This is a genomic window from Amycolatopsis sp. NPDC051903 (assembly GCF_044452505.1).
Taxonomy (GTDB): Bacteria; Actinomycetota; Actinomycetes; order Mycobacteriales; family Pseudonocardiaceae; genus Amycolatopsis.
Window position 1 is genome coordinate 1 of record NZ_JBITBT010000009.1, and the last position, 18,594, is coordinate 18,594.

Sequence of the window (18,594 nt, forward strand, 5' to 3'; positions counted from 1 at the left end):
AACGCCCGGTCCCATTCCGAACCCGGAAGCTAAGCCTGGTAGCGCCGATGGTACTGCAACCGAAGGGTTGTGGGAGAGTAGGACGCCGCCGAACTCAACGTTAGAGACAGGCCCCGGTCGAGAACCGCATGGTTCTCCCGGGGCCTTTCTCCATATCCACACCCCTTTACGCGCCTCGCGGCCGGCCAGAGCACCGGGGACTGAGACCTCGCCATCCATCCCGGTTAGCCCGCGGCCGTCCGTTCCTTCTGACCGAGACTTCGCGATCCACTCTGCATCACCCCGTGGCCGACCGCTTCCTTCGACCGCGGCATCGCCCGCCGCCCCCAGCCAGGGATGGCCACGGCCCACCCGACCGTCTGAGGGCGCCACTGCCCACCGGAGGATGCGCCAGCGCACTCGGACGTTCAGTGCCGGCCAGCAAGCGGCCTCAGGCTCCCGCATTGCTGGCGCGGGACACGCGCCGACGCGGGCTGCTCCGCACACGGCACCCCAGCACGGCCAGTGTGGTTCATCCCCACCTGATCGGGTTGTGGACAACCAGCAGCCGGAGACTGCCGCTGTCCACCGGCCTCGTCTGGGGAGCCACCGCCCACCGGGAGATTTGCCCCGGGCACTCGGACGTCCGCTGCTTGCCGGGAAGCTCACTCAGGCCCGTGAAGGTCGCTGCTCGCTCCGGCCACACTGCCTCGATTGCGCTGATCTCGCCCCGCGCTGCGGCCAACCGTCGACTCGCAGGCCGCTCTGTCTCTTCCTCGCTGTGCGAGGCGCCTGGTGCCGGCCCGAACGGTCCGCCGCCGCTAAGGCAGATCCGTTCCTACCTCTAGCCAGCTCCGGCTCCCGCACCGCCGGTTGGGCACCTCCGACCTACCTCTCCGTGGTTGACAACCAGCTTCGACTTCCGCAGTGCCGGTCCGGACACGCGCCGACGCGGGCTGCTCCGCGCACGGTGGCCCGGCACCGGCCGCGGTGGCATGGCGTTGACCAGCGCAGTTCATCCGCACTCGACCGGGTTGTGCACAACCACCCCACCCAGCCGCTGACCACCTGTTTTTGTCGGGGATGGTCGATGGAATGGACTCGGGGATGCCCGCGGTTTCTAGGGGTGGTTGCAACACCTGAGTTTGTTCAGGAGCTGCGTGGATGTCCAGATCGGAACGTGATCGGGCGTCGGGGAGCAGATCTCGAGGGTCTGGTCCGCGTGGTCGAGGGTTGCCCGGGGTGGGGGCGGCGGGTTGAGGCGCCAGGGGAGTGGCGCGGCGGGTCGGGATCGACTACCGGACCGCGAAATACTGAAGGGCTGGTGCTGGTGTGGTTGCGGCGCGGGTGGTTGAGGCTGTGGTCTCATCGCGGCTTATGAGTTCGAGTGACCGGATCCTGATCGCTGACCGGGCGGCGGCCTGGGGTCTGGTTGCTGGCGATCGGGGCCGCAGCTGAGTCGGGCGGTCTCGACGGTCGCTCGGGAGTTGCGCCGGAATCAGCAACCGGATGGGACCTGTCAGCGGCGTGCCGCTCACGCACTGGCCGCCGGTGGTCGGGCCCGCCCCGGTATGTGATGCTGCTGCACCCGCCCCACGGCTACACCCCGACCCTGGTCCGCGCGGCGCTGATCGCGACGATCGCGACCTTGCCTGATCAGCTGCGCCGGTCGGTTGACTTGGGACCAGGGCAGTGAGATGCACCCTGCACGGCCAGTTCACCCGGGCCCGTACGCGCCTTGGCAACACGGATCCAACGGGAACACCACAGGGCCGCACGGCAGTACTCCCCCACAGGCACCGATCTCGCCGCGCCCACACCGCCGAGCACCTGGACGCGGTCGCGACAGAACTCAATGACCGCCCTCGGATGACCCTCGGCTGGGACAGCCCAGCCGAACGCATGACACAGTTACTCAACGCCCGCCATCACCAACAGTGTCGCAACGAACGCTGGAAACCGCCGGGAGGGCCGGGGGATGTCTCGCGGGCTGCCGGGCTGTTTCTGTTGCGCGGCAGGGGGATCCAGAGCGGGTTGGGCCGCCGGCGAACTGTTCGGATCGCAGACGTTCGCGGGTTCCGGGCCGGCGGTCATAGAGCCAGTCCGTTGCGTGCGGCTCGAGAATTGCTCAGCGTCGTCGGTGGCGGAGTCCGTCTTGGGAGTTGCCACATACAGCACTGCTCAGAGACGTGGCTCGGATTGGTGCCCCAGCCGGCTTGGGAGAGGTTCAATCGGGCAGGAAGGCCCGAGGGGCCGCCGACGAGGTTTAGACCGCTCAAGAAGGCCCTCAGCGGACCGTGCAGAGCCCTCAACGCCCACAGGGGCCTCAGAGAAGTCCTGCAACTAGACCAGCCGGCCCGGCCGCCACCGAAGCCGGCAACCGACACCGGCATTGGCGGCCGAGTAGACCGCCGCCTGCACCCGCCACGGAACAACCCGCAAACCACCACCCCAGAAAAGCCCCAGACAACAACAAAGGCGCCGGAGCAAGAGCTCCGGCGCCTTTGCGGCCTGTCAGTGCGAAGTCCCGGCAAGGGGTCAGGAGAGGGCGGAGCCCTTCTGCCAGTCGGTCCAGGACTTGGACCAGTCGCCGTACAGGTCCCAGACCGGGAGTTGCGGGCCGCCCGAGTTGGTGACCTCCACGACGTCGCCGAGGCCGAAGTTCTGGAAGAACCATTCGGCGTTGGCGGCGTTGAGGTTGATGCAGCCGTGGGACACGTTGGAGCTGCCCTGCTGGCCGACGCTGTTCGGGTTCTCGTGGACGAACTCGCCGTCGTTCGAGATGCGTTCGGAGAACTTCTCGTCGGAGCGGTAGGCCTTCGGGTCGGGCGGGCACACGCCGTAGGTGCAGGAGTCCATCGTGTAGTTCGCCGACTTGAACGAGATCACGTGCGGGCCCAGGTGGGTCGGCGTCGCGTCCTTGCCCATGGAGATCGGCATGGACTTGACCATCGAGCCGTTGTGGAAGATCTGCATCTGCTCGGTGTTGCCGTCCGCCTTGGCGATCCAGGAGTCGTGCACCTTGTACGTCTCGGTGCGGTCCTCGGCGCCGTACACGCCGTTGCCGAAGTCGACGCCGTAGATCTTCGCCGTGACGGTCAGCGTGGTGCCCGGCTGCCAGTACTCCTTCGGCCGGTAGTGGACGTTCTTGTCGTCCATCCAGTACCAGCTGCCTTCCTGCTTCGGCGACGATTCCACCGACAGGGCCTTCTCCACGGCGGCCTTGTTCTTCACCGCGGTACCGAAGCTGAACACGATCGGCTGGCCCACACCGACGCCGGTCGAACTCACGGCCGACGGTGCGGGGATCAGGTTCGCGTTCGCCTGCTTCGTCGGCGTCAGCGTGGTGATCTGGCCGTCCTTCTCGACGGGTTTGCCGTCGAGGCCCTGGGCGTGGGCCACGACCTTGTACGTGCCGCTGTAGCCGAGCTCCTCGGTGGTGGTCCAGGACGAGGCGTCCGACGTGAGCTTGCCGGCGACCGTCTTGCCCTTCGAGTTGGTCACCGTGACGTCGGTGAGCTTCCCGTTGGTGGCCTTGACGACGATGGGTGTGGTCGGGCTGATGTCCTTGCCGTCGGCCGGATCGATGGACACCGCCGCGGCGGGCGCCGCGGCTTGGCTCGAACCGTCCGCGGTGGCGGGCGAGGCGGACCCCCCGGTGTCCCCACCGGACGAACAGGCCGACACCAGCAAGGTTGCCGCGAGAATTCCGGCAACCGAAAGGAAAGTCTTCTTCGGGAACATTTTGTCTCTTTTGCGGGGTATCGCGGACCGGCAGGCTTCTTCTATTCCAAAACTACGCGATCGTGAAGACGCCCCATGCAGCGGATCGGTGCATCGCAGTGGCGTGGATCACGTGACGACGAGACCCGGTGCCCCGTAAAGACCGGGCCCGCCGACCACGAGTTCCTTGAGGTAATCGCGGGCCGCGTCGTACGCCTCTTCCGCGAGCTGGTCCGTGCGCGTGAAGTCCAGCGGGCTCACCCGGGCCGGCGCCGGGCCGGGCAAGTAGACCACCGGCGCGCGCCGCGCCGCCAGCGGAGCCTCCAGCGCCGCCTGGTTGCGCATGCTGATCAGCGCGGTGAACATCATCACCTCGGCGAACGTGCGCGGCGGACCGGGCATCTTGCCCGGAAACGCGCAGTCGAGCACCACGAGCGACTTCGCTCCCATCGCGAGCGCCTGGCGCATCGGCACGTTCGCGACCAGCCCGCCGTCGTAGAGCAGCCGCCCGTCGTGCTCCACCGGCGGGTAGATGCCCGGGATCGCGCAGCTGGCGAGCAACGGCTCCCGCACCGGCCCGCTCCGGATCAGCACCGGCTCGGCCGTCTCGACGTCGGTGGTGACGACCCCGAGCGGCAGCGCGAGGTCCTCGAACCGGCGGCCCTCGCCGAGCTGGTCGTCGACGATCTTCGCCAGGCCCGTGTTCGGGAAGAGGTTCGTCTTGCTGTGCCGAAGGGTCCGGACCTGGCTGAAGACACCGCCGGGGAAGGCTTCGTGCTTCGTCATGTGCTTCCAGATCTCGCGCAGGCGCCCGAGCCGGTCGCCGCCGGGCAGCGCGAGCACGGCCGCGTTGAGCGAACCCACCGACGTCCCCACCACGAGGTCGGGCACCACACCGGCTTCGTCCAGCGCGCGCAGCATCCCGACCTGCAACGCGCCGAGACTGCCGCCACCCCCGAGCACGAACGCGACGGGCCCGGGAAGATCGAGTGGGGTCATGCCCTCGAATGTAGGTCGCGGGAACGCTCACGGGCGGCTGACGCCGGGGAGATCACTCCGTGGCGCGCACGGGCTCCTGTTCCTCCGTGACCACGGGGGCGAGCGCCTTGCGCTTCTTCAGCCGCACCAGGAAGAAACCCAGCACCCCGACGACGACGGCCGCCACGACCAGGAATCCCGTGCTGAGGGCGCCTTCCACTTGTTTCGCCGCCTCGCCCAGCGCCGCCCCGAGGCTGATGTGCACGGCCGACCAGCACAGCGCCCCTGCGGCCGTCGCGGGCAGGAACTTCCGGAACGGCAACCGCGACGTTCCCGCGGCGGCCGGCGTCAACGTTCGCAGGACGGGCAGGAACCGGGCGAAGAACACCGCCCACGCGCCCCGTCGTTCGAGGACGTCCGCCGCCTTGTCCCAGGCGTCCAGCCCGTACTTGCGGATCAGCTTCGTCTCGCGCAGGCGCGGCCCGAACCGCCGGCCGAGCGCGTAGCCGACGGAATCGCCGAGCGCCGCGCACATCGTCACGACGGCCCACAGCGTGAGGAACCGTGGGTGGTCGTCGCCGTCGTCGCCGCGATCAGCAACGCCGACTCGCCGGGCGCGATGAACCCCAGTCCGATCGTGCACTCGGCGAACACAAGCCCGCCCGCCGCGGCGACAAGGCCCGGTTCCGGGAGTCCTTGCAGCCAGTTCAGGAGATCCGTTACCAAAGCCACAAAGTCACTTTACGGACTCTTTGGAATCGGCGACGGTGATCGCCCGCAGATGGGGGAGTTCCCAGGGGCAGCCCCGTAGGGGGCGGAAACGACGGAGGGCCCGCTCGAGGTGAGCGGGCCCTCCGGTCGGAAACTGTGGTCAGCGGGCGAGCAGCGACGCCGCTTCCTGCGCGGCGGGCCCCGCAGCGGCGAGGTGCGCCAGGTTTTCCGGCAGGTCTTCGCCGCGGTGGGCCTTGGTCTGGGCGTACAACCGGCCGGCGCGGTACGACGACCGCACGAGCGGTCCCGCCATCACCCCGGGGAACCCGAGCGCTTCGGCGGCGTTCGCGTGCTCCACGAACTCCTCGGGCTTGACCCACCGATCCACCGGGTGATGCCGCGGCGACGGCCGCAAGTACTGCGTGATCGTCAAGATCTCGCACCCCGCGTTGTACAAGTCGCGCATCGCCGGTTCGACTTCCTCGGGCGTCTCGCCCATGCCGAGGATCAGGTTCGACTTCGTCACCAGACCCGCCTCACGCGCCCGCGTGAGCACCTCCAGCGACCGCACGTAGCGGAACCCGGGACGAATCCGCTTGAAAATCCGCGGCACCGTCTCCACGTTGTGCGCCAACACCTCCGGCCGCGCACCGAACACCTCCGCCAACTGCGCCGGATCCGCGTTGAAATCCGGGATCAGCAACTCGACACCGGTGCCGGGATTGAGGGCGTGGATCTGCCGGACGGTCTCCGCGTACAGCCACGCGCCGCCGTCCTCGAGATCGTCACGCGCGACACCGGTGACAGTCGAGTAGCGCAACCCCATCGCCTGCACGGACTCCGCGACCTTCCGCGGTTCGGTCCGGTCCAGAGCGGCAGGCTTGCCCGTGTCGATCTGGCAGAAGTCACACCGCCGCGTGCACTGGTCACCACCGATGAGGAAGGTGGCTTCGCGGTCTTCCCAGCACTCGTAGATGTTGGGACAGCCGGCTTCCTCACAGACGGTGTGCAGACCTTCCCGGCGCACCAGGCCCTTGAGTTCGGTGAACTCCGGCCCCATCCGCACCCGTGTCTTGATCCACGACGGCTTCTTCTCGATCGGCGTCTCGCTGTTGCGAACTTCCAGCCGCAGCAGTTTCCGCCCTTCCGGCGCAACAGTCACGACGACCACACTACGCCCGGCACACCGGGCGTTTCGCCTACTGCGGGTCGGGCGTGACGTTCGTCAACCCGGCCGTCAGTTCCCACAATGCGGACCCCGTCACGGGGTTGCGGGCGGCGCCGAGCGTGCGCACCTTCGTGGGGTAGCCGCGGGCGTTGAACAGGCGGTCCGGGCCGTAGTAGTCGCCGCCTTCGACGCCGGGCGCGGTGGCCGCGTACAGCTGCGGCAGCGCGCCGTGCGCGACGTCCTGCGCGAGCAGGAGGTCGCCGAGCCGTGCGCCGCCGAGGATCAGGCTGCGCACGACCGGGTTGCGGTACGAAGTCGCCGTGTTCGTCTCGAGGCCGGTCGTCGTGTAGCCCGGGTGCGCGGCGACGCTGAGCACCGGGGACCCGGCCGCGCGCAGCCGCCGGTCCAGCTCCAGCGCGAAAGCCTGGTTCGCGAGTTTCGACTGCCCGTACGCGGCCGCCGTGTTGTACCAACGGTGCTCGAAGTTCGGGTCGTCGAGCCGGATGCGCGCGCCGACGGCGGCGAGGCTCGACACGGTGACCACGCGCGCGGCCGTCCCGCCGCGCAGCGCGGGCATCAGCAGCCACGTCAGCGCCGCGTGGCCCAGGTGGTTGGTGCCGAACTGCAGGTCGAACCCGTCGGCGGTCTTGCCCTTCGCGGTGGCCATCACCCCGGCGTTGTTCACGAGCACGTCGAGCGCGTCGCCGGTCAGCTCGCGCACGGCCGTGGCGGCCTTGCGCACCGAAGACAGATCGGCCAGGTCCAGCGACACCAGTTCGGGCGCCGGTCCCGACGCGAGCGCGTTGACGCGCGCCAGCGCCGTGGCACCGCGCTCGGCCGAGCGGCACGCGAGCAGCACCCGCGCGCCGCGGCCGGCGAGGACTTCGGCCGTGCGCAGGCCCAGCCCCGAGTTGGCGCCGGTGACCAGGACGGTCCGGCCGGTCTGGTCGGCCACGTCGGCCTCGGTCCAGCGTCGGTTCACGGGGTTCACCTAACTACACGTCACGCGCTGGGCGCGAGCAGGCGCATCAGGTGCCCCATCGGGCTGCGGCGGCGGGCCGGGCGCTCGGCGCGCCGGTCGCCCGCGCGGACGAGCGAGTCGAACGCGTACCCGACGCGCGTGAGCTCCTCGGCCGGCTCACCGGGCTCGGCGAGCCCGGCCGTGATGGCGAGCATCCGCAGCTCGCCCTCGTGCAGCGGGACGAGCGCCGGATGGCGTTCGAGACCCGCGTCGAGCAGTGCGCGCAGCGCCTCGTGCTCGGCCTGGGCGCGTCGCCACGCCCGCGAAACGGCGTCGACCTGGTCGCCGACGCCGTCGGCGGCCGCGTCCTCGGGGTCGGCCAGTTCGGCGCGCAGGTGCCCCCCGAGCACCTGCGTCCACTTGTGCTGCAGCGCCAGCAACAGGCTCTCTTCGCAGCCGAAAGCGTCGGTGGCGCCGGGGATCTCGGCGAGGTCGAGCGGCTCGCCGGGGGTGCGCTTCGCGTGGCGCACGGCCGCTTCGAGGATCTCCCGGCGTCGGTAGAAGTCGGTCCAGCTCATGGTGTGGGCTCCCCTTCCGTGACCCGGGCCATACCGCGGGTCTGCGGCATACTCCCGGTACGGACCTGACACGGCGAACATACCATGGGTATGGAGATCGTCGTCCGCGTAAGGTTGTGAGGGTGCCGACAATGAGGTCCAGACGGCTCGACTACTCGGAGTCCACGCGATCCGCCCTGGTCGACAGCGCGGTGGAGCTGTTCACGAAACGCGGCTACGCGGGTACCTCGCTCGACGAGGTGGCCAAACGTGCCCGCGTGACGAAAGGCGCGCTCTACCACCACTTCAGCGGGAAGCAGGCGCTCTTCGAGGCTGCGTTCGACTCCGTGGAGAGCCTGGTCTACGACCGGCTCGACAAGATCATGACCGGTCCCGGCACGCCGTGGGAGCGGGCGCTCGGCGCGCTCAACGCGTTCATCAAGAGCTGTCTCGACCCCGCGTACCAGCGGATCGCGATCCACGAGGCGCCGGTGGTGATGGGCTGGGAGCGCTGGCGCGAGGCCGAGGAGCAGTGCAGCTTCGGGCTCGTGCGCTCGGGCCTGCAGGCGCTCGTCGACGCCGGCGAGGTGGAGCCGGTGCCGGTCGACCTCACCGCCCGGCTGCTGTTCGGCGCGCTGTCGTCGGCGGCCACGGAGATCGCGAGCGCGACCGACCCGAAGCAGGTCGGCGCGCAGATCGAGGACGTGATCGTGCGGATGCTGCTGCGCCTGCGCCAGCCCGGCGAAGCGGGAGAGCGACCGGCCGCGAGCTGAACCAGTCCCTGGCTAGGCTGGCGCCATGGACTTGAGGATCTTCACGGAGCCCCAGCAGGGCGCCACCTACGACGACCTCCTGCGCGTCGCCCAGGCGACCGAGGCCGCCGGTTTCGACGCGTTCTTCCGCAGCGACCACTACCTCAAGATGGGGTCCGGCGACGGGCTGCCCGGGCCCACCGACGCCTGGGTCACGCTCGGCGGCCTCGCTCGCGAGACGAAGCGGATCCGGCTCGGCACGCTCGTCACCGCGGCGACGTTCCGCCACCCCGGCCCGCTCGCGATCTCCGTGGCGCAGGTCGACCAGATGTCGGGCGGGCGGGTGGAGTTCGGCCTCGGCGCGGGCTGGTTCGACGCCGAGCACACCGCGTACGGCTTGACGCTGCCGCCGCTGAAGGAGCGGTTCGACCGGTACGCCGAGCAGCTGGAGATCATCACCGGCCTGTGGAAGACGCCGGCGGGGGAGACGTTCTCGTTCTCCGGGGAGCACTACACGCTCACCGACTCGCCGGCGCTGCCGAAGCCCGCGCAGTCGCCCGCGCCGCCGGTGATCATCGGTGGCGGCGGCAAGAAGCGCACGCCCGAGCTGGCCGCGCGCTACGCCGACGAGTTCAACCTGCCGTTCGCCGGCCAGGACACGACGCTGGCGCAGTTCGAGCGCGTCACCGCCGCGGCGGAAGCGCTGGGCCGCGACCCGAAGGAGATCCTCCGCTCGGTGACCCTGACCGTCGCCATCGGCCGCGACGACGCCGAGGTGGCGCGCCGCGCGTCCGCGATCGGCCGTGACCTGGCCGAACTGCGCGAAAACGGCCTCGCCGGCACCGCCGCCGAGGTCGTCGACCGCATCGGGCAGTGGCGGGAGAAGACGGGGATCACCCGGCTCTACTTGCAGGTCCTCGACCTGGCCGACCTCGACCACCTCGAGTTCATCGCCTCGGACGTGGCTCCGCAGCTGTGACGCGCCCGGGTGGTGGGCTCGCTCGCGGCGCCCACCACCCGGTACGGGTCAGCTCTGCAAGGCGAAGGTGACGCCCGGCGCGGACGGCGCGTCCGGACGCGGCAGCCAGCGGTCGTCGCGCACCGGCAGCTCGCCCGCCAGCGCGGCGAGCACGGCGTCGCGGGCCATCGGCAGGACCTCGGACACCGCGACGTCGCGCTGGAGCTCGTAGGACAGCGACGTGACGCCCGCGTCGCGGATGCCGCACGGGACGATGTTGTCGAAGGCGCCGAGGTCGGCGTTGCAGTTGAGTTCGAAGCCGTGCATCGTGACGCCGCGCTGAACGCGGATGCCGATGGCGGCGATCTTGCGCTCGATGCCGCGCTCGTCGGCCGGGATCCACACGCCGCTGCGGCCTTCGACGCGGCCGGTGCGCACGCCGAGCCGCTCGCACACCACGATCAGCGCCTCTTCGAGCCGCCGGACGTAGTGCATGACGTCGATGGGATCGGCGAGCTTCAGGATGGGGTAACCCACCAGCTGGCCCGGGCCGTGCCAGGTGATCTTGCCGCCGCGGTCCACGTCGATCACCGGGGTGCCGTCGGCCGGGCGGTCCTCGGGCTCGGTGCGCTTGCCGGCGGTGTAGACCGACGGGTGCTCCAGCAGGAGCAGCGTGTCCGGCCCGGTCTCGTCGGCGCGCGCGGTGAGGATCTCGCGCTGCAGGTCCCAGGCCTCGGTGTACTCGATGGTGCCGAGCTCCCGGACGTCGACGGGATCGCTCGTGGCACGGCAGGAAATCGTCGAAGAACTCACCCGTCGAGGCTACGCCCGTCGGCCTCCGGAAAGGGCAGAAGCCGAAGTGCTGTGGCCGACACCAGGCCCATCCCCAGCACGGCGAGCACGGCGCCGGCGGTGTCCGTGACCCAGTGCACACCCAGCACGATCCGGCAGGCGGCCGCGAGCACCGTCGCGGCGGCGGCGGCGATCGTCGCGAGGCGCACGAACCGGCGCGCGACCCAGCCGCACAGCAGCACCACGACCAAACCGGTCGCGGCGACCGAAACGACGTGCCCGCTCGGGTAGCTCAGCTCGGGGTACACGCGCGGCCGTTGCCGCAGGAACACCGGTTTGAACGCCACGCTCATCACCCGGCACAGCACGAGGATCGCGGCGAGCCGCGCGTAGACCGAAAGCCGGGCGCGGTCCCGCAGCGCCAACGCGACGAGCACCACCCCGAGCACCCACGGCAGCACGGGCCCGAGGACGTTCGTGACCACTCCCGCGACCAGCCCGGCCGGCCGCGTGTCCTGGCCGCGCAGGGCGCCGGCGACCTCGACGTCGAGCCGCAGTGGCTGCCGGTCGACGAGCAGGCCCAGTACGACGAACGCGGCGAGCAGCACCACCCCCGTGACGACCCAGCGGACTCTCGGCACGGTCATGTCGCGGCGGCGAGCGCGCTTTCCAGTGTCCGGTGGCGGAATTCGTAGCCGGTGTGCTCGAGCCGGCGGGGCACGGCGCGCTGGCCGAACAGGGCCATCTCCTCGGCGGCCTGGCCCAGCACGAGTTTCATCGCGATCCCCGGCACCCACCACGGCGCGGGCCGGTGCACGGCGTGGCCCAGCGCGCGCGTGAAATCGGCGTTGGTGACCGGCGCCGGACCCGTGAGGTTGACCGGGCCGGACAGCGTTTCGTGCGCCAGCGCGTGGACGATCCCGCCCACCTCGTCTTCGAGCGCGATCCAGGGCATGTACTGGTGGCCGTTGCCGAGCCGGCCGCCGAGCGCGAACTTGAACAGCGGCCGCAGCACGTCGAGCAGCCCGCCCTTGGGTGCGAGCACGAGCCCGGTCCGCACCGTCACGACGCGCGCGCCCGCGGCCGTCGCCGGAGCCGTCGCGCCTTCCCACGCCGCGCACAGCTCGGCCAGGAACCCCGAGCCCGTGCCGCCGGTTTCGTCGACGACCGCGGAACCGGTGTTGCCGTAGAACCCGACCGCGGACGCGTTCACGAGCACCCCGACGCCGTGGTCGGCGACGGCCTCGGCGAGGACCTCGGTGGGCTCGACCCGGCTGTCGAGCAGCACCTGCTTGCGCATCGCGCTCCACCGGCCCGGCAGCAGGGGCGCGCCGCACAGGTTCACGACCGCGTCGACGCCCTCGAACGCGCCGTCGTCGATCCGCGCCGACGGCGGGTCCCAGCCGCGCTCGTCGGCCGCCCGCGCGGCGCGCCGCACCAGGCGGCGCACGTCGTGGCCGTCCGAACGCAGCCGCGCGGCCAGCGCCGTGCCGATGAGCCCGCCGGAGCCCGCGATGAGTACCCGCATGCTTGAGATCGTGTCCTATCCGTCCGCGGACCGCACGCCCGGTCGCAGCTCGCCCGCGATGTCCGCGGCGGCGGTCAGCAGCACCAGCGCCGGGATCGTGGCGGTGGGCCGCAACCGGTAGCTGCCGCGCCGGTCCTGCTCGACGAGGCCGGCTGAGGTCAGCGTTTTCAGGTGGTGGTACAGCCGCCCGGGAGACCCCAGGCCCGCGCTTTCCTGCAGCGCGGCGCCCGTCTGCGCGCCGTCACGGGCGAGCACGCGCACGAGCGCGATCCGGTCCGGGCTCGCCAGCGCGGCCAGCACTTCGGCGCGCGGGCCGTCGGGCAGGCCGAGGACAGCGGGCGCGGTGAGCCGGATCTGCCAGGTGAGATTCGGGTCGGTGAGCTCGCCCTGGTAGCCGACGACCCCGCCGGGACCGTCCGGAGTGGACTCCTCGGGCCGCCCTTCGAGCGCGGCGACCCGCCGTTCCAGTGCCGCGACGCGTTCGGCGAGGTCTTCGGTCATGCACTCAGTGTCCCAGTGCGCGGCTCACTTCCGCGAGCGTGGCGGGTGTCGTGAGGCTGCCGGCGCAGAGGTCGAGCAACGTCGCGGCGTTCGCGAGGTCCACGGACGGGTCCGCGATCAGGAGCACGGCCGTGCCGGGTCGGCGGTCCGGCCACAGCAGGTCCGCGGCGAGCGTGAGGATCCCCGGGTAGCTGCCACCCTTGTACAGCATCGCGGTCGTGCCGGGCGGCTGGTGCCCGGCGTATTGGGCGCTGAGGATGTGCCGCGTGAGGTCGGCGGATTTCCCTTGTGCGGTGGCGATTTCGTGGTGCAGGGCGGCCAGTTGTGCGGCGCTGCCGCGGCCGGTGCCGGCGGCCCAGGCGAATTGTTCGTCCATTGTGGGCGGTCGGGCCGTGACGCGGGGGATCACCTGGGCGCGGAAAGCTTTGTCGCGCGCGAACCGGTCGGACAGCCGGTCGCCGGCCGCGCGGCGCGTTGCCGCGGGAACGCCGGACGGCGGGCAGAACTCGGGGAACAGGAGCAGGAGGGTCTCGCCGCTGAACATCCGCAGGTCGGGGTCGAACCACCCGGCGCGCGCCGCCGCGCCCCGCAACGCGGCGTCGCCGAGACGGGCCCGCAGGTAGTCCGCGGCGGCGCCGTCGCTGACCACGATCATCAGCTCGGCCAGCCGGTGCAGCGGCACGGTCCGGCCGGGATCGGTCGCGATGCCGGACGCGTCGTGGGGAATCCCGAGCAGCGTGTACGACTGCACGTGCGAGCCGCCGTCGCCGCCGTACGGGTAGCGGGCGTCCCAGTCGCCGACGCGCACGGGCTCGTCCGGGTCGAGGCGGCCGGCGGTGACGGCGTCGGAGTAGGCGGCGGCGTGGATAACCTTGATCGCCGACGCCAGGGGACGCGCGGTGTGCGGCTGGTGGGCCAGGCGGTGCCCGGCGCCGTCGTCGAAAACCGCCGAAACCGCGTCGCGGTGGGCGGTCAGCCACTGCAGCCAGCTGGCGGTGGTGGTGATGTCCGGCGGCGTCTCGGCGCGGGCGGTGGCGGGTACGAGCAGGGCGGCGGCGCTCGCGGCGGCCGCGCCGGTCAGGAGTCTGCGTCGGGTCAGCACGGGTCCACTGTACTCCGAGATTCCGTAATTCCGGAATTACAGTGAGACTGGTACGGCGAAGGCCCCGCACACCCTGAGGGCGTACGGGGCCTTCGCGGAGGCGTCCGGCGAGGTCAGAGACCCAGCTCGTCCTCGAACTTGCCCTCTTCCAGGCGCTGCTTGATCGTCGTCAGGAAGCGGCCGGCGTCGGCGCCGTCGACCAGGCGGTGGTCGTAGGTCAGCGGCAGGTACACCATCGAGCGGACGGCGATCGTGTCGCTGCCCTCGGTGTCGGTCACCACGACCGGGCGCTTCACCACGGCGCCGGTCCCGAGCATGCCGGACTGCGGCTGCACGATGATCGGCGTGTCGAACAGGGCGCCGTTGCTGCCGATGTTCGTGATGGTGAAGGTGCCGCCGGTCAGCTCGTCCGGCTTGATCTGGTTGGCCCGGGCCCGCGCCGCCAGGTCGGCGATGCGGTGCGCGAGACCGGCGAGGCTCAGCTCACCCGCGTCGTGGATCACGACCGAGAGCAGGCCGCGCTCGGTGTCCACCGCGATGCCCAGGTGCACGGCGCCGTGGTAGGTGATCTCCTTCGTGTCCTCGTTGTAGGACGCGTTGACGTTCGGGTGCTGCTTGAGCGCCTCGACCGTCGCCTTGGCGAAGAACGGCAGGAACGTGAGGTTCACGCCCTCGCGCTCCTTGAACGCCGCCTTCGCGCGCTGGCGCAGCTTGGCGATCTTGGTCACGTCGACCTCGTGCACCTGGGTCAGCTGCGCGGAGACCTGCAGCGACTCACGGGTCTTGGTGGCCGTGATCTGGCGGATCCGGCTCGCCTTCTGGACGGTGCCGCGCAGGGCGGCGACGTCCGGCGAGACGGCGGCGCGCGGCGCCGCCGGGGCGGCGGCGGCCGGAGCCTGGGCGGCGGGCGCGGCCGGGGCGGGCGCCGGAGCGGCCTGCTTCTGCTTCGCCTCGGCCGCCGCGAGCACGTCCTGCTTGCGGATGCGGCCACCGACCCCGCTGCCGGTCAGCGACGCCAGGTCGATGTCGTGCTCGGAGGCGAGCTTGCGCACCAGCGGGGTGACGTACGGGCCGTCGGCCGCCGAGCCGTTGTCCGCGGCCTTGGCAGCCGGAGCCGCGGCAGCCGGAGCCGGAGCAGCGGGGGCCGGGGCAGCGGGCGCCGGCGCCGCCGGGGCGGGCGCGGGAGCCGGCTTGCTCTCCTGAACGGGAGCCGGAGCCGGAGCAGCGGGCGCCGGAGCGGCCGGAGCCGGGGCCGGCGCGGGAGCGGCAGCCGGGGCGGGCGCGGCACCGGCGTCGCCGATCACCGCGAGCACACCGCCGACCTCGACGGTCTCGTCCTCACCGGCGCGGATCTCGAGCACCGTGCCGGCGACCGGCGACGGGACCTCGGTGTCGACCTTGTCGGTGGAGATCTCGAGCAGCGGCTCGTCGACGTCAACCGAGTCGCCGACCTGCTTGAGCCAGCGGGTGACGGTGCCCTCGGTCACGCTCTCGCCCAGCTCGGGCAGCTTGACCTCGGTGCCCTGGCCACCGGCCGCGGGCGCGGTGTCCGGCCGCGACGGGGCCTCGGCCTCGACCTGGGCGGCGGGCGCCGGCTCGGGCTCGGGGGCCGCCTGCGGCTCCGGAGCGGCTTCCTGCGCGGGCGCGGCGGCCGGCTCGGCGGCGGGGACCCCGCCGGTGCCGTCGTCGATCACGGCGAGCTCGCCGCCGACCTCGACGGTCTCGTCCTCACCGGCGCTGATCTTCACCAGCGTGCCGGCGACCGGGGACGGCACCTCGGTGTCGACCTTGTCGGTGGAGATCTCGAGCAACGGCTCGTCGACCTCGACGGTGTCGCCTTCCTGCTTCAACCACCGGGTGACGGTGCCTTCGGTGACGCTCTCACCGAGCTCCGGCAACGTGACGGAGTAGGCCATCGTTCGCTGACTCCCTTGATATCTGTAAGTCGTGAGTTGGATTCTGCTGGTGAGACGTCAGCTGTGCACGTGCAGCGGCTTCCCCGCGAGGGCGAGGAACGCTTCACCGAGGGCCTCGGTCTGGGTGGGGTGGGCGTGGATCAGCGGGGCGACGTCCTCCGGGAAGGCCTCCCAGTTGTAGACCAGCTGGGCTTCGCCGATCAGCTCGCCGACGCGGTCACCCACCATGTGCACGCCGACGACCGGGCCGTCGGGCGCCTTGACCAGCTTCACGCCACCGGAGGTCTTGAGGATCTGGCTCTTGCCGTTGCCGCCGAGGTCGTAGGTGTAGGTGGTGACGTCGTTGCCGTACTTCTCCTTGGCCTGCGACTCGGTGAGCCCGACCGAGGCGACCTCGGGGTGCGAGTAGGTGACGCGCGGGATGCCCTTCTCGTCGATCACGCGCGGGTTGAGGCCCGCGATCTCCTCGGCGACGAAGATGCCCTGCTGGAAACCGCGGTGCGCGAGCTGCAGGCCCGGGACGATGTCGCCGACGGCGTAGACGTTCGGCAGGTTGGTGCGCAGGCGCTCGTCGGTGAGGACGAAGCCGCGGTCGATCTTGACGCCGGCTTCCTCGTAGCCGTGGCCGGCCGAGTTCGGCCCGCGGCCGACGGCGACCAGCAGGAGGTCCGCGTCGATGGTCTCGCCGGACTCCAGCGAAACGCTCACGCCGTTGTCGTCCTGCTTCGCGCCGGTGAACTTCACGCCGGTCTTGAAGGCGATCTTGCGACGGCGGAACGCGCGCTCGAGCTGCTTGGAGGCGTACTCGTCCTCGGCGGGCACCAGGCGCGGCAGGGCCTCGACCACGGTGACGTCGACGCCGAAGGAGGCCCAGACGCTCGCGAACTCCACGCCGATCACGCCGCCGCCGAGGACCACGACCTTCTTCGGCACCCAGTCGAGCGCGAGCGCCTGCTCGCTGGCGATGACGCGGCCGCCGAGCTCGAGACCGGGCAGCGTCCGCGAGTACGAACCGGTGGCGAGGATGACGTTCTTGCCGGTGTAGCGCGTGCCGTCGACCTCGACGGTGGTGCCGCCGACGAACGTGCCGGTGCCCTCCACCAGGTTGACCTTGTGGGCCTTGGCCAGGCCCTGGAGGCCCTTGTACAGGCGGGCGACGACGCCGTCCTTGTACTTGTTGACCCCGGCGATGTCGATGCCTTCGAACACGGCCTTGACCCCGACCGACTCCGATTCACGAGTCTCGTCGGCGACCTCGGCGGCGTGGAGCAGGGCCTTGGTCGGGATGCACCCGCGGTGCAGGCAGGTCCCGCCCAGCTTGTCCTTCTCGATCAACGTGACGGAAAGGCCCAGCTCGGCCGCGCGGAAAGCCGCGGCGTAGCCGCCCGATCCGCCTCCCAGGATCACAAGGTCGGCGGAGGTGTCGCTCACTTCAATAACTCCTCGGCAGCGGTAGGGGGTGAAGCTCCGTCGTCGCGCCGGGCCGGTATAACCGCGCGCGCGACACCAGCCATCTTGTCACTACGGCGAATCGCTCGACCAACCCGGCCGTGCGACACCGACCACACCTGGCCATGGGAATAATGGAAGCCGTACTCCTGCAAGAAGAGAGGTGGTCGGAGTGGGGATCTTCGACTCGCTGCGCCGGCGCGGCCGCGGCGGCAGGCGCCCGGGGACCATGCGTCGGGCCACTTCGGAAGACACGCGTCACCTGGAGGAATGGGCCTCGACGAGGCGTGGGGTCGAGGCGTACGTGGAGCCCCGCACCACGGTGACGGAAACCACTGTGGTGCTCATCGCCCACGACGGCGAGTGGACCCGCCGGCGCATCGGCAGCCTGCCCGCGGCGCTGCACTTCGGGCAGAAGCACTCGATCCCGGTGTACGAGGTGTCGCGGGTCGGTTACCCGAGGCGCATGCGCGAGTACACCGAGCGCAAGAAGCGCGGCCAGGCCTAGCGGCTGGCCTCGAGCAGGCCGAGGTGGCGTTCGAGCAGCGCGCGGAACGACCCGTGCGCGGTGCTGCCGAAGGTCAGGTCGACCTCCACGGCGTGCCCCGTCTCGGTGAGCAGGACGAGCGCCGGGTCCGAGACGATGACGACGGTCCCGTCGGCCCGGAGTTCTCCCGCGCGGAGCAACCGCGGGAAGACGACGTCGGCGGGCAGGCCGTCAGCCGTGCGGAGGAACTCGCGGTAGTCCTCGGGCAGCGCGGTGCCCAGCCGGGTTTCGGCCGCGCGGATGTCCGCCTCGGCCGCGGCCGGCGGCGCCACCTGACCGCGTTCCCGGACGATCGCGGCGACGAGGTCCGGCCAGCTGTCCGCCGTCGACGGGTAGCGCTCGCGCAACGCGGCGACGAGGGCGCCCGCGCAGAGGTGCGGCCATTCGGCACCGAGCCCGAGCGGATCGGCTCCGTGGACGAGCCGGCGCGCCAGGTTCCGCGTGGCGCCGAGGGCGGCGACGTCGGGCTGCTGCTGCTCCGCCGTGCGGTCCGTCCACTGCGCGAGGTCGCCTTCGGCCAGCGCGGCGCGCACGCGGTCGGGCCGGCCCGGGGTGAGCGCACCGACCACTCCGGCGACCGGTGATCCGTCGAACACACCGTCCAGATCGGACACTTTCCGGGTCAGGAACGCTTGGTGCGCCTGCTCTTCCGCGTCGAGGTCCAGCGGGGGCAGCGCGTCCGCCCACTGTGGACGGTTGCCCCGAGCCTCGAACAGCATCGCCCACGCCCGGGTCCGCACGGCGTCGTCGGCGAGCCGCGTCGCCGGCCGCTCCGTCACCGCGTGCCACTGCGTCGCGAGCCGGTCCGCGGCCTCGGCCGCGCCCGCCGTGGCGAGCAGCAGTGCGGCGTACCCGACGCGGTGGTCGAGCGTGGGCTCGTCGCCGGTGAGGACGTCGTGGATCGCGGTTTCGAGGTACGCGTCACGGTCCACGGCACCGAGGGTGCCACAAGAAGAGGCCCCTCACCGCGCG

16 protein-coding genes, 1 rRNA gene and 1 pseudogene are annotated in these 18,594 nt (G+C 71.2%); 4 read left to right on the forward strand and 14 right to left on the reverse strand.

Going from position 1 to position 18,594, the window contains the following annotated elements; all coding sequences use genetic code 11:
• A 5S ribosomal RNA gene (rrf, locus tag ACIA77_RS21040) occupies positions 1-94 on the forward strand; the annotation flags it as partial.
• A gap of 2,423 nt (positions 95-2,517) precedes the next feature.
• On the opposite strand, the gene ACIA77_RS21045 is transcribed toward rrf, so the two are convergent.
• The 6 genes and pseudogenes from ACIA77_RS21045 to ACIA77_RS21070 form a co-directional block, all read right to left on the reverse strand.
• Positions 2,518-3,723, reverse strand: coding sequence for an Ig-like domain-containing protein (locus tag ACIA77_RS21045; RefSeq protein ID WP_395887599.1), 1,206 nt, complete (start codon positions 3,721-3,723; stop codon positions 2,518-2,520).
• 108 nt (positions 3,724-3,831) lie between these two features.
• Entirely contained in the window at positions 3,832-4,701 is an 870-nt protein-coding gene (locus ACIA77_RS21050; RefSeq protein WP_395887600.1) for a patatin-like phospholipase family protein, read from the reverse strand.
• Positions 4,702-4,753: 52 nt separating this feature from the next.
• Positions 4,754-5,412 (reverse strand): annotated as a pseudogene (locus ACIA77_RS21055) (DedA family protein).
• 139 nt (positions 5,413-5,551) lie between these two features.
• Positions 5,552-6,553, reverse strand: a complete 1,002-nt coding sequence (lipA, locus tag ACIA77_RS21060; protein WP_395887601.1) for a lipoyl synthase — start codon at positions 6,551-6,553, stop codon at positions 5,552-5,554.
• Between the two features lie 37 nt (positions 6,554-6,590).
• Positions 6,591-7,541, reverse strand: coding sequence for an oxidoreductase (locus ACIA77_RS21065; RefSeq protein WP_395887602.1), 951 nt, complete (start codon positions 7,539-7,541; stop codon positions 6,591-6,593).
• Positions 7,542-7,561: 20 nt separating this feature from the next.
• Positions 7,562-8,098 carry a hypothetical protein gene (locus tag ACIA77_RS21070; RefSeq protein WP_395887603.1) on the reverse strand — a complete coding sequence of 179 codons (537 nt, stop codon included), beginning with the start codon at positions 8,096-8,098 and terminating at the stop codon, positions 7,562-7,564.
• 131 nt (positions 8,099-8,229) lie between these two features.
• On the opposite strand from ACIA77_RS21070, the gene ACIA77_RS21075 reads away from it, so the two are divergent.
• Both ACIA77_RS21075 and ACIA77_RS21080 read left to right on the forward strand, forming a co-directional pair.
• Positions 8,230-8,850: a TetR/AcrR family transcriptional regulator gene (locus tag ACIA77_RS21075; RefSeq protein ID WP_395887604.1), complete on the forward strand. Its 621-nt coding sequence runs from the start codon at positions 8,230-8,232 to the stop codon at positions 8,848-8,850.
• A 25-nt stretch (positions 8,851-8,875) separates the two neighbouring features.
• Complete coding sequence (locus tag ACIA77_RS21080; protein ID WP_395887605.1) at positions 8,876-9,808, forward strand: LLM class F420-dependent oxidoreductase; 933 nt, start codon at positions 8,876-8,878, stop codon at positions 9,806-9,808.
• A 48-nt stretch (positions 9,809-9,856) separates the two neighbouring features.
• Here the strand turns inward: ACIA77_RS21080 and lipB are convergent, their stop codons facing one another.
• From lipB to lpdA, 7 genes are all read right to left on the reverse strand, one after another.
• Positions 9,857-10,600 (reverse strand): lipoyl(octanoyl) transferase LipB, encoded by a 744-nt coding sequence (gene lipB, locus ACIA77_RS21085; RefSeq protein WP_395887606.1) that lies wholly within the window; start codon positions 10,598-10,600, stop codon positions 9,857-9,859.
• Positions 10,597-11,226: a phosphatase PAP2 family protein gene (locus tag ACIA77_RS21090; RefSeq protein WP_395887607.1), complete on the reverse strand. Its 630-nt coding sequence runs from the start codon at positions 11,224-11,226 to the stop codon at positions 10,597-10,599. The genes lipB and ACIA77_RS21090 overlap by 4 nt, the downstream gene beginning before the upstream one ends.
• The gene (locus tag ACIA77_RS21095; protein ID WP_395887608.1) at positions 11,223-12,107 is read right to left on the reverse strand and encodes a TIGR01777 family oxidoreductase; all 885 of its coding nucleotides are present in this window, start codon (positions 12,105-12,107) and stop codon (positions 11,223-11,225) included. Before ACIA77_RS21095 ends, ACIA77_RS21090 begins: the two co-directional genes overlap by 4 nt.
• A 15-nt stretch (positions 12,108-12,122) precedes the next feature.
• Positions 12,123-12,608, reverse strand: coding sequence for an ArsR/SmtB family transcription factor (locus ACIA77_RS21100; RefSeq protein ID WP_395887609.1), 486 nt, complete (start codon positions 12,606-12,608; stop codon positions 12,123-12,125).
• Between the two features lie 4 nt (positions 12,609-12,612).
• A complete protein-coding gene (locus ACIA77_RS21105; protein ID WP_395887610.1) occupies positions 12,613-13,710 on the reverse strand; it encodes a serine hydrolase in 1,098 nt (365 codons plus the stop codon).
• Positions 13,711-13,823: 113 nt separating this feature from the next.
• The gene (sucB, locus tag ACIA77_RS21110; protein ID WP_395887611.1) at positions 13,824-15,626 is read right to left on the reverse strand and encodes a 2-oxoglutarate dehydrogenase, E2 component, dihydrolipoamide succinyltransferase; all 1,803 of its coding nucleotides are present in this window, start codon (positions 15,624-15,626) and stop codon (positions 13,824-13,826) included.
• A gap of 57 nt (positions 15,627-15,683) precedes the next feature.
• Entirely contained in the window at positions 15,684-17,057 is a 1,374-nt protein-coding gene (gene lpdA / locus ACIA77_RS21115; RefSeq protein WP_395887612.1) for a dihydrolipoyl dehydrogenase, read from the reverse strand.
• A 181-nt stretch (positions 17,058-17,238) separates the two neighbouring features.
• Between lpdA and ACIA77_RS21120 the strand changes: the two genes are divergently transcribed.
• Positions 17,239-17,583, forward strand: a complete 345-nt coding sequence (locus tag ACIA77_RS21120; protein WP_395887613.1) for an oxidoreductase — start codon at positions 17,239-17,241, stop codon at positions 17,581-17,583.
• Here the strand turns inward: ACIA77_RS21120 and ACIA77_RS21125 are convergent.
• Positions 17,580-18,554, reverse strand: coding sequence for an SMI1/KNR4 family protein (locus ACIA77_RS21125; protein ID WP_395887614.1), 975 nt, complete (start codon positions 18,552-18,554; stop codon positions 17,580-17,582). The genes ACIA77_RS21120 and ACIA77_RS21125 overlap by 4 nt on opposite strands.
• Between the last annotated feature and the right edge of the window lie 40 nt (positions 18,555-18,594).

What these genes read in the sequence shown, in the direction of transcription:
- ACIA77_RS21045 (WP_395887599.1), bottom strand. Translation starts at nt 3,723, where the DNA reads ATGTTCCCGAAGAAGACTTTCCTTTCGGTTGCCGGAATTCTCGCGGCA.
- ACIA77_RS21050 (WP_395887600.1), bottom strand. Translation starts at nt 4,701, where the DNA reads ATGACCCCACTCGATCTTCCCGGGCCCGTCGCGTTCGTGCTCGGGGGT.
- ACIA77_RS21070 (WP_395887603.1), bottom strand. Translation starts at nt 8,098, where the DNA reads ATGAGCTGGACCGACTTCTACCGACGCCGGGAGATCCTCGAAGCGGCC.
- ACIA77_RS21075 (WP_395887604.1), top strand. Translation starts at nt 8,230, where the DNA reads ATGAGGTCCAGACGGCTCGACTACTCGGAGTCCACGCGATCCGCCCTG.
- ACIA77_RS21080 (WP_395887605.1), top strand. Translation starts at nt 8,876, where the DNA reads ATGGACTTGAGGATCTTCACGGAGCCCCAGCAGGGCGCCACCTACGAC.
- ACIA77_RS21090 (WP_395887607.1), bottom strand. Translation starts at nt 11,226, where the DNA reads ATGACCGTGCCGAGAGTCCGCTGGGTCGTCACGGGGGTGGTGCTGCTC.
- ACIA77_RS21095 (WP_395887608.1), bottom strand. Translation starts at nt 12,107, where the DNA reads ATGCGGGTACTCATCGCGGGCTCCGGCGGGCTCATCGGCACGGCGCTG.
- ACIA77_RS21100 (WP_395887609.1), bottom strand. Translation starts at nt 12,608, where the DNA reads ATGACCGAAGACCTCGCCGAACGCGTCGCGGCACTGGAACGGCGGGTC.
- sucB (WP_395887611.1), bottom strand. Translation starts at nt 15,626, where the DNA reads ATGGCCTACTCCGTCACGTTGCCGGAGCTCGGTGAGAGCGTCACCGAA.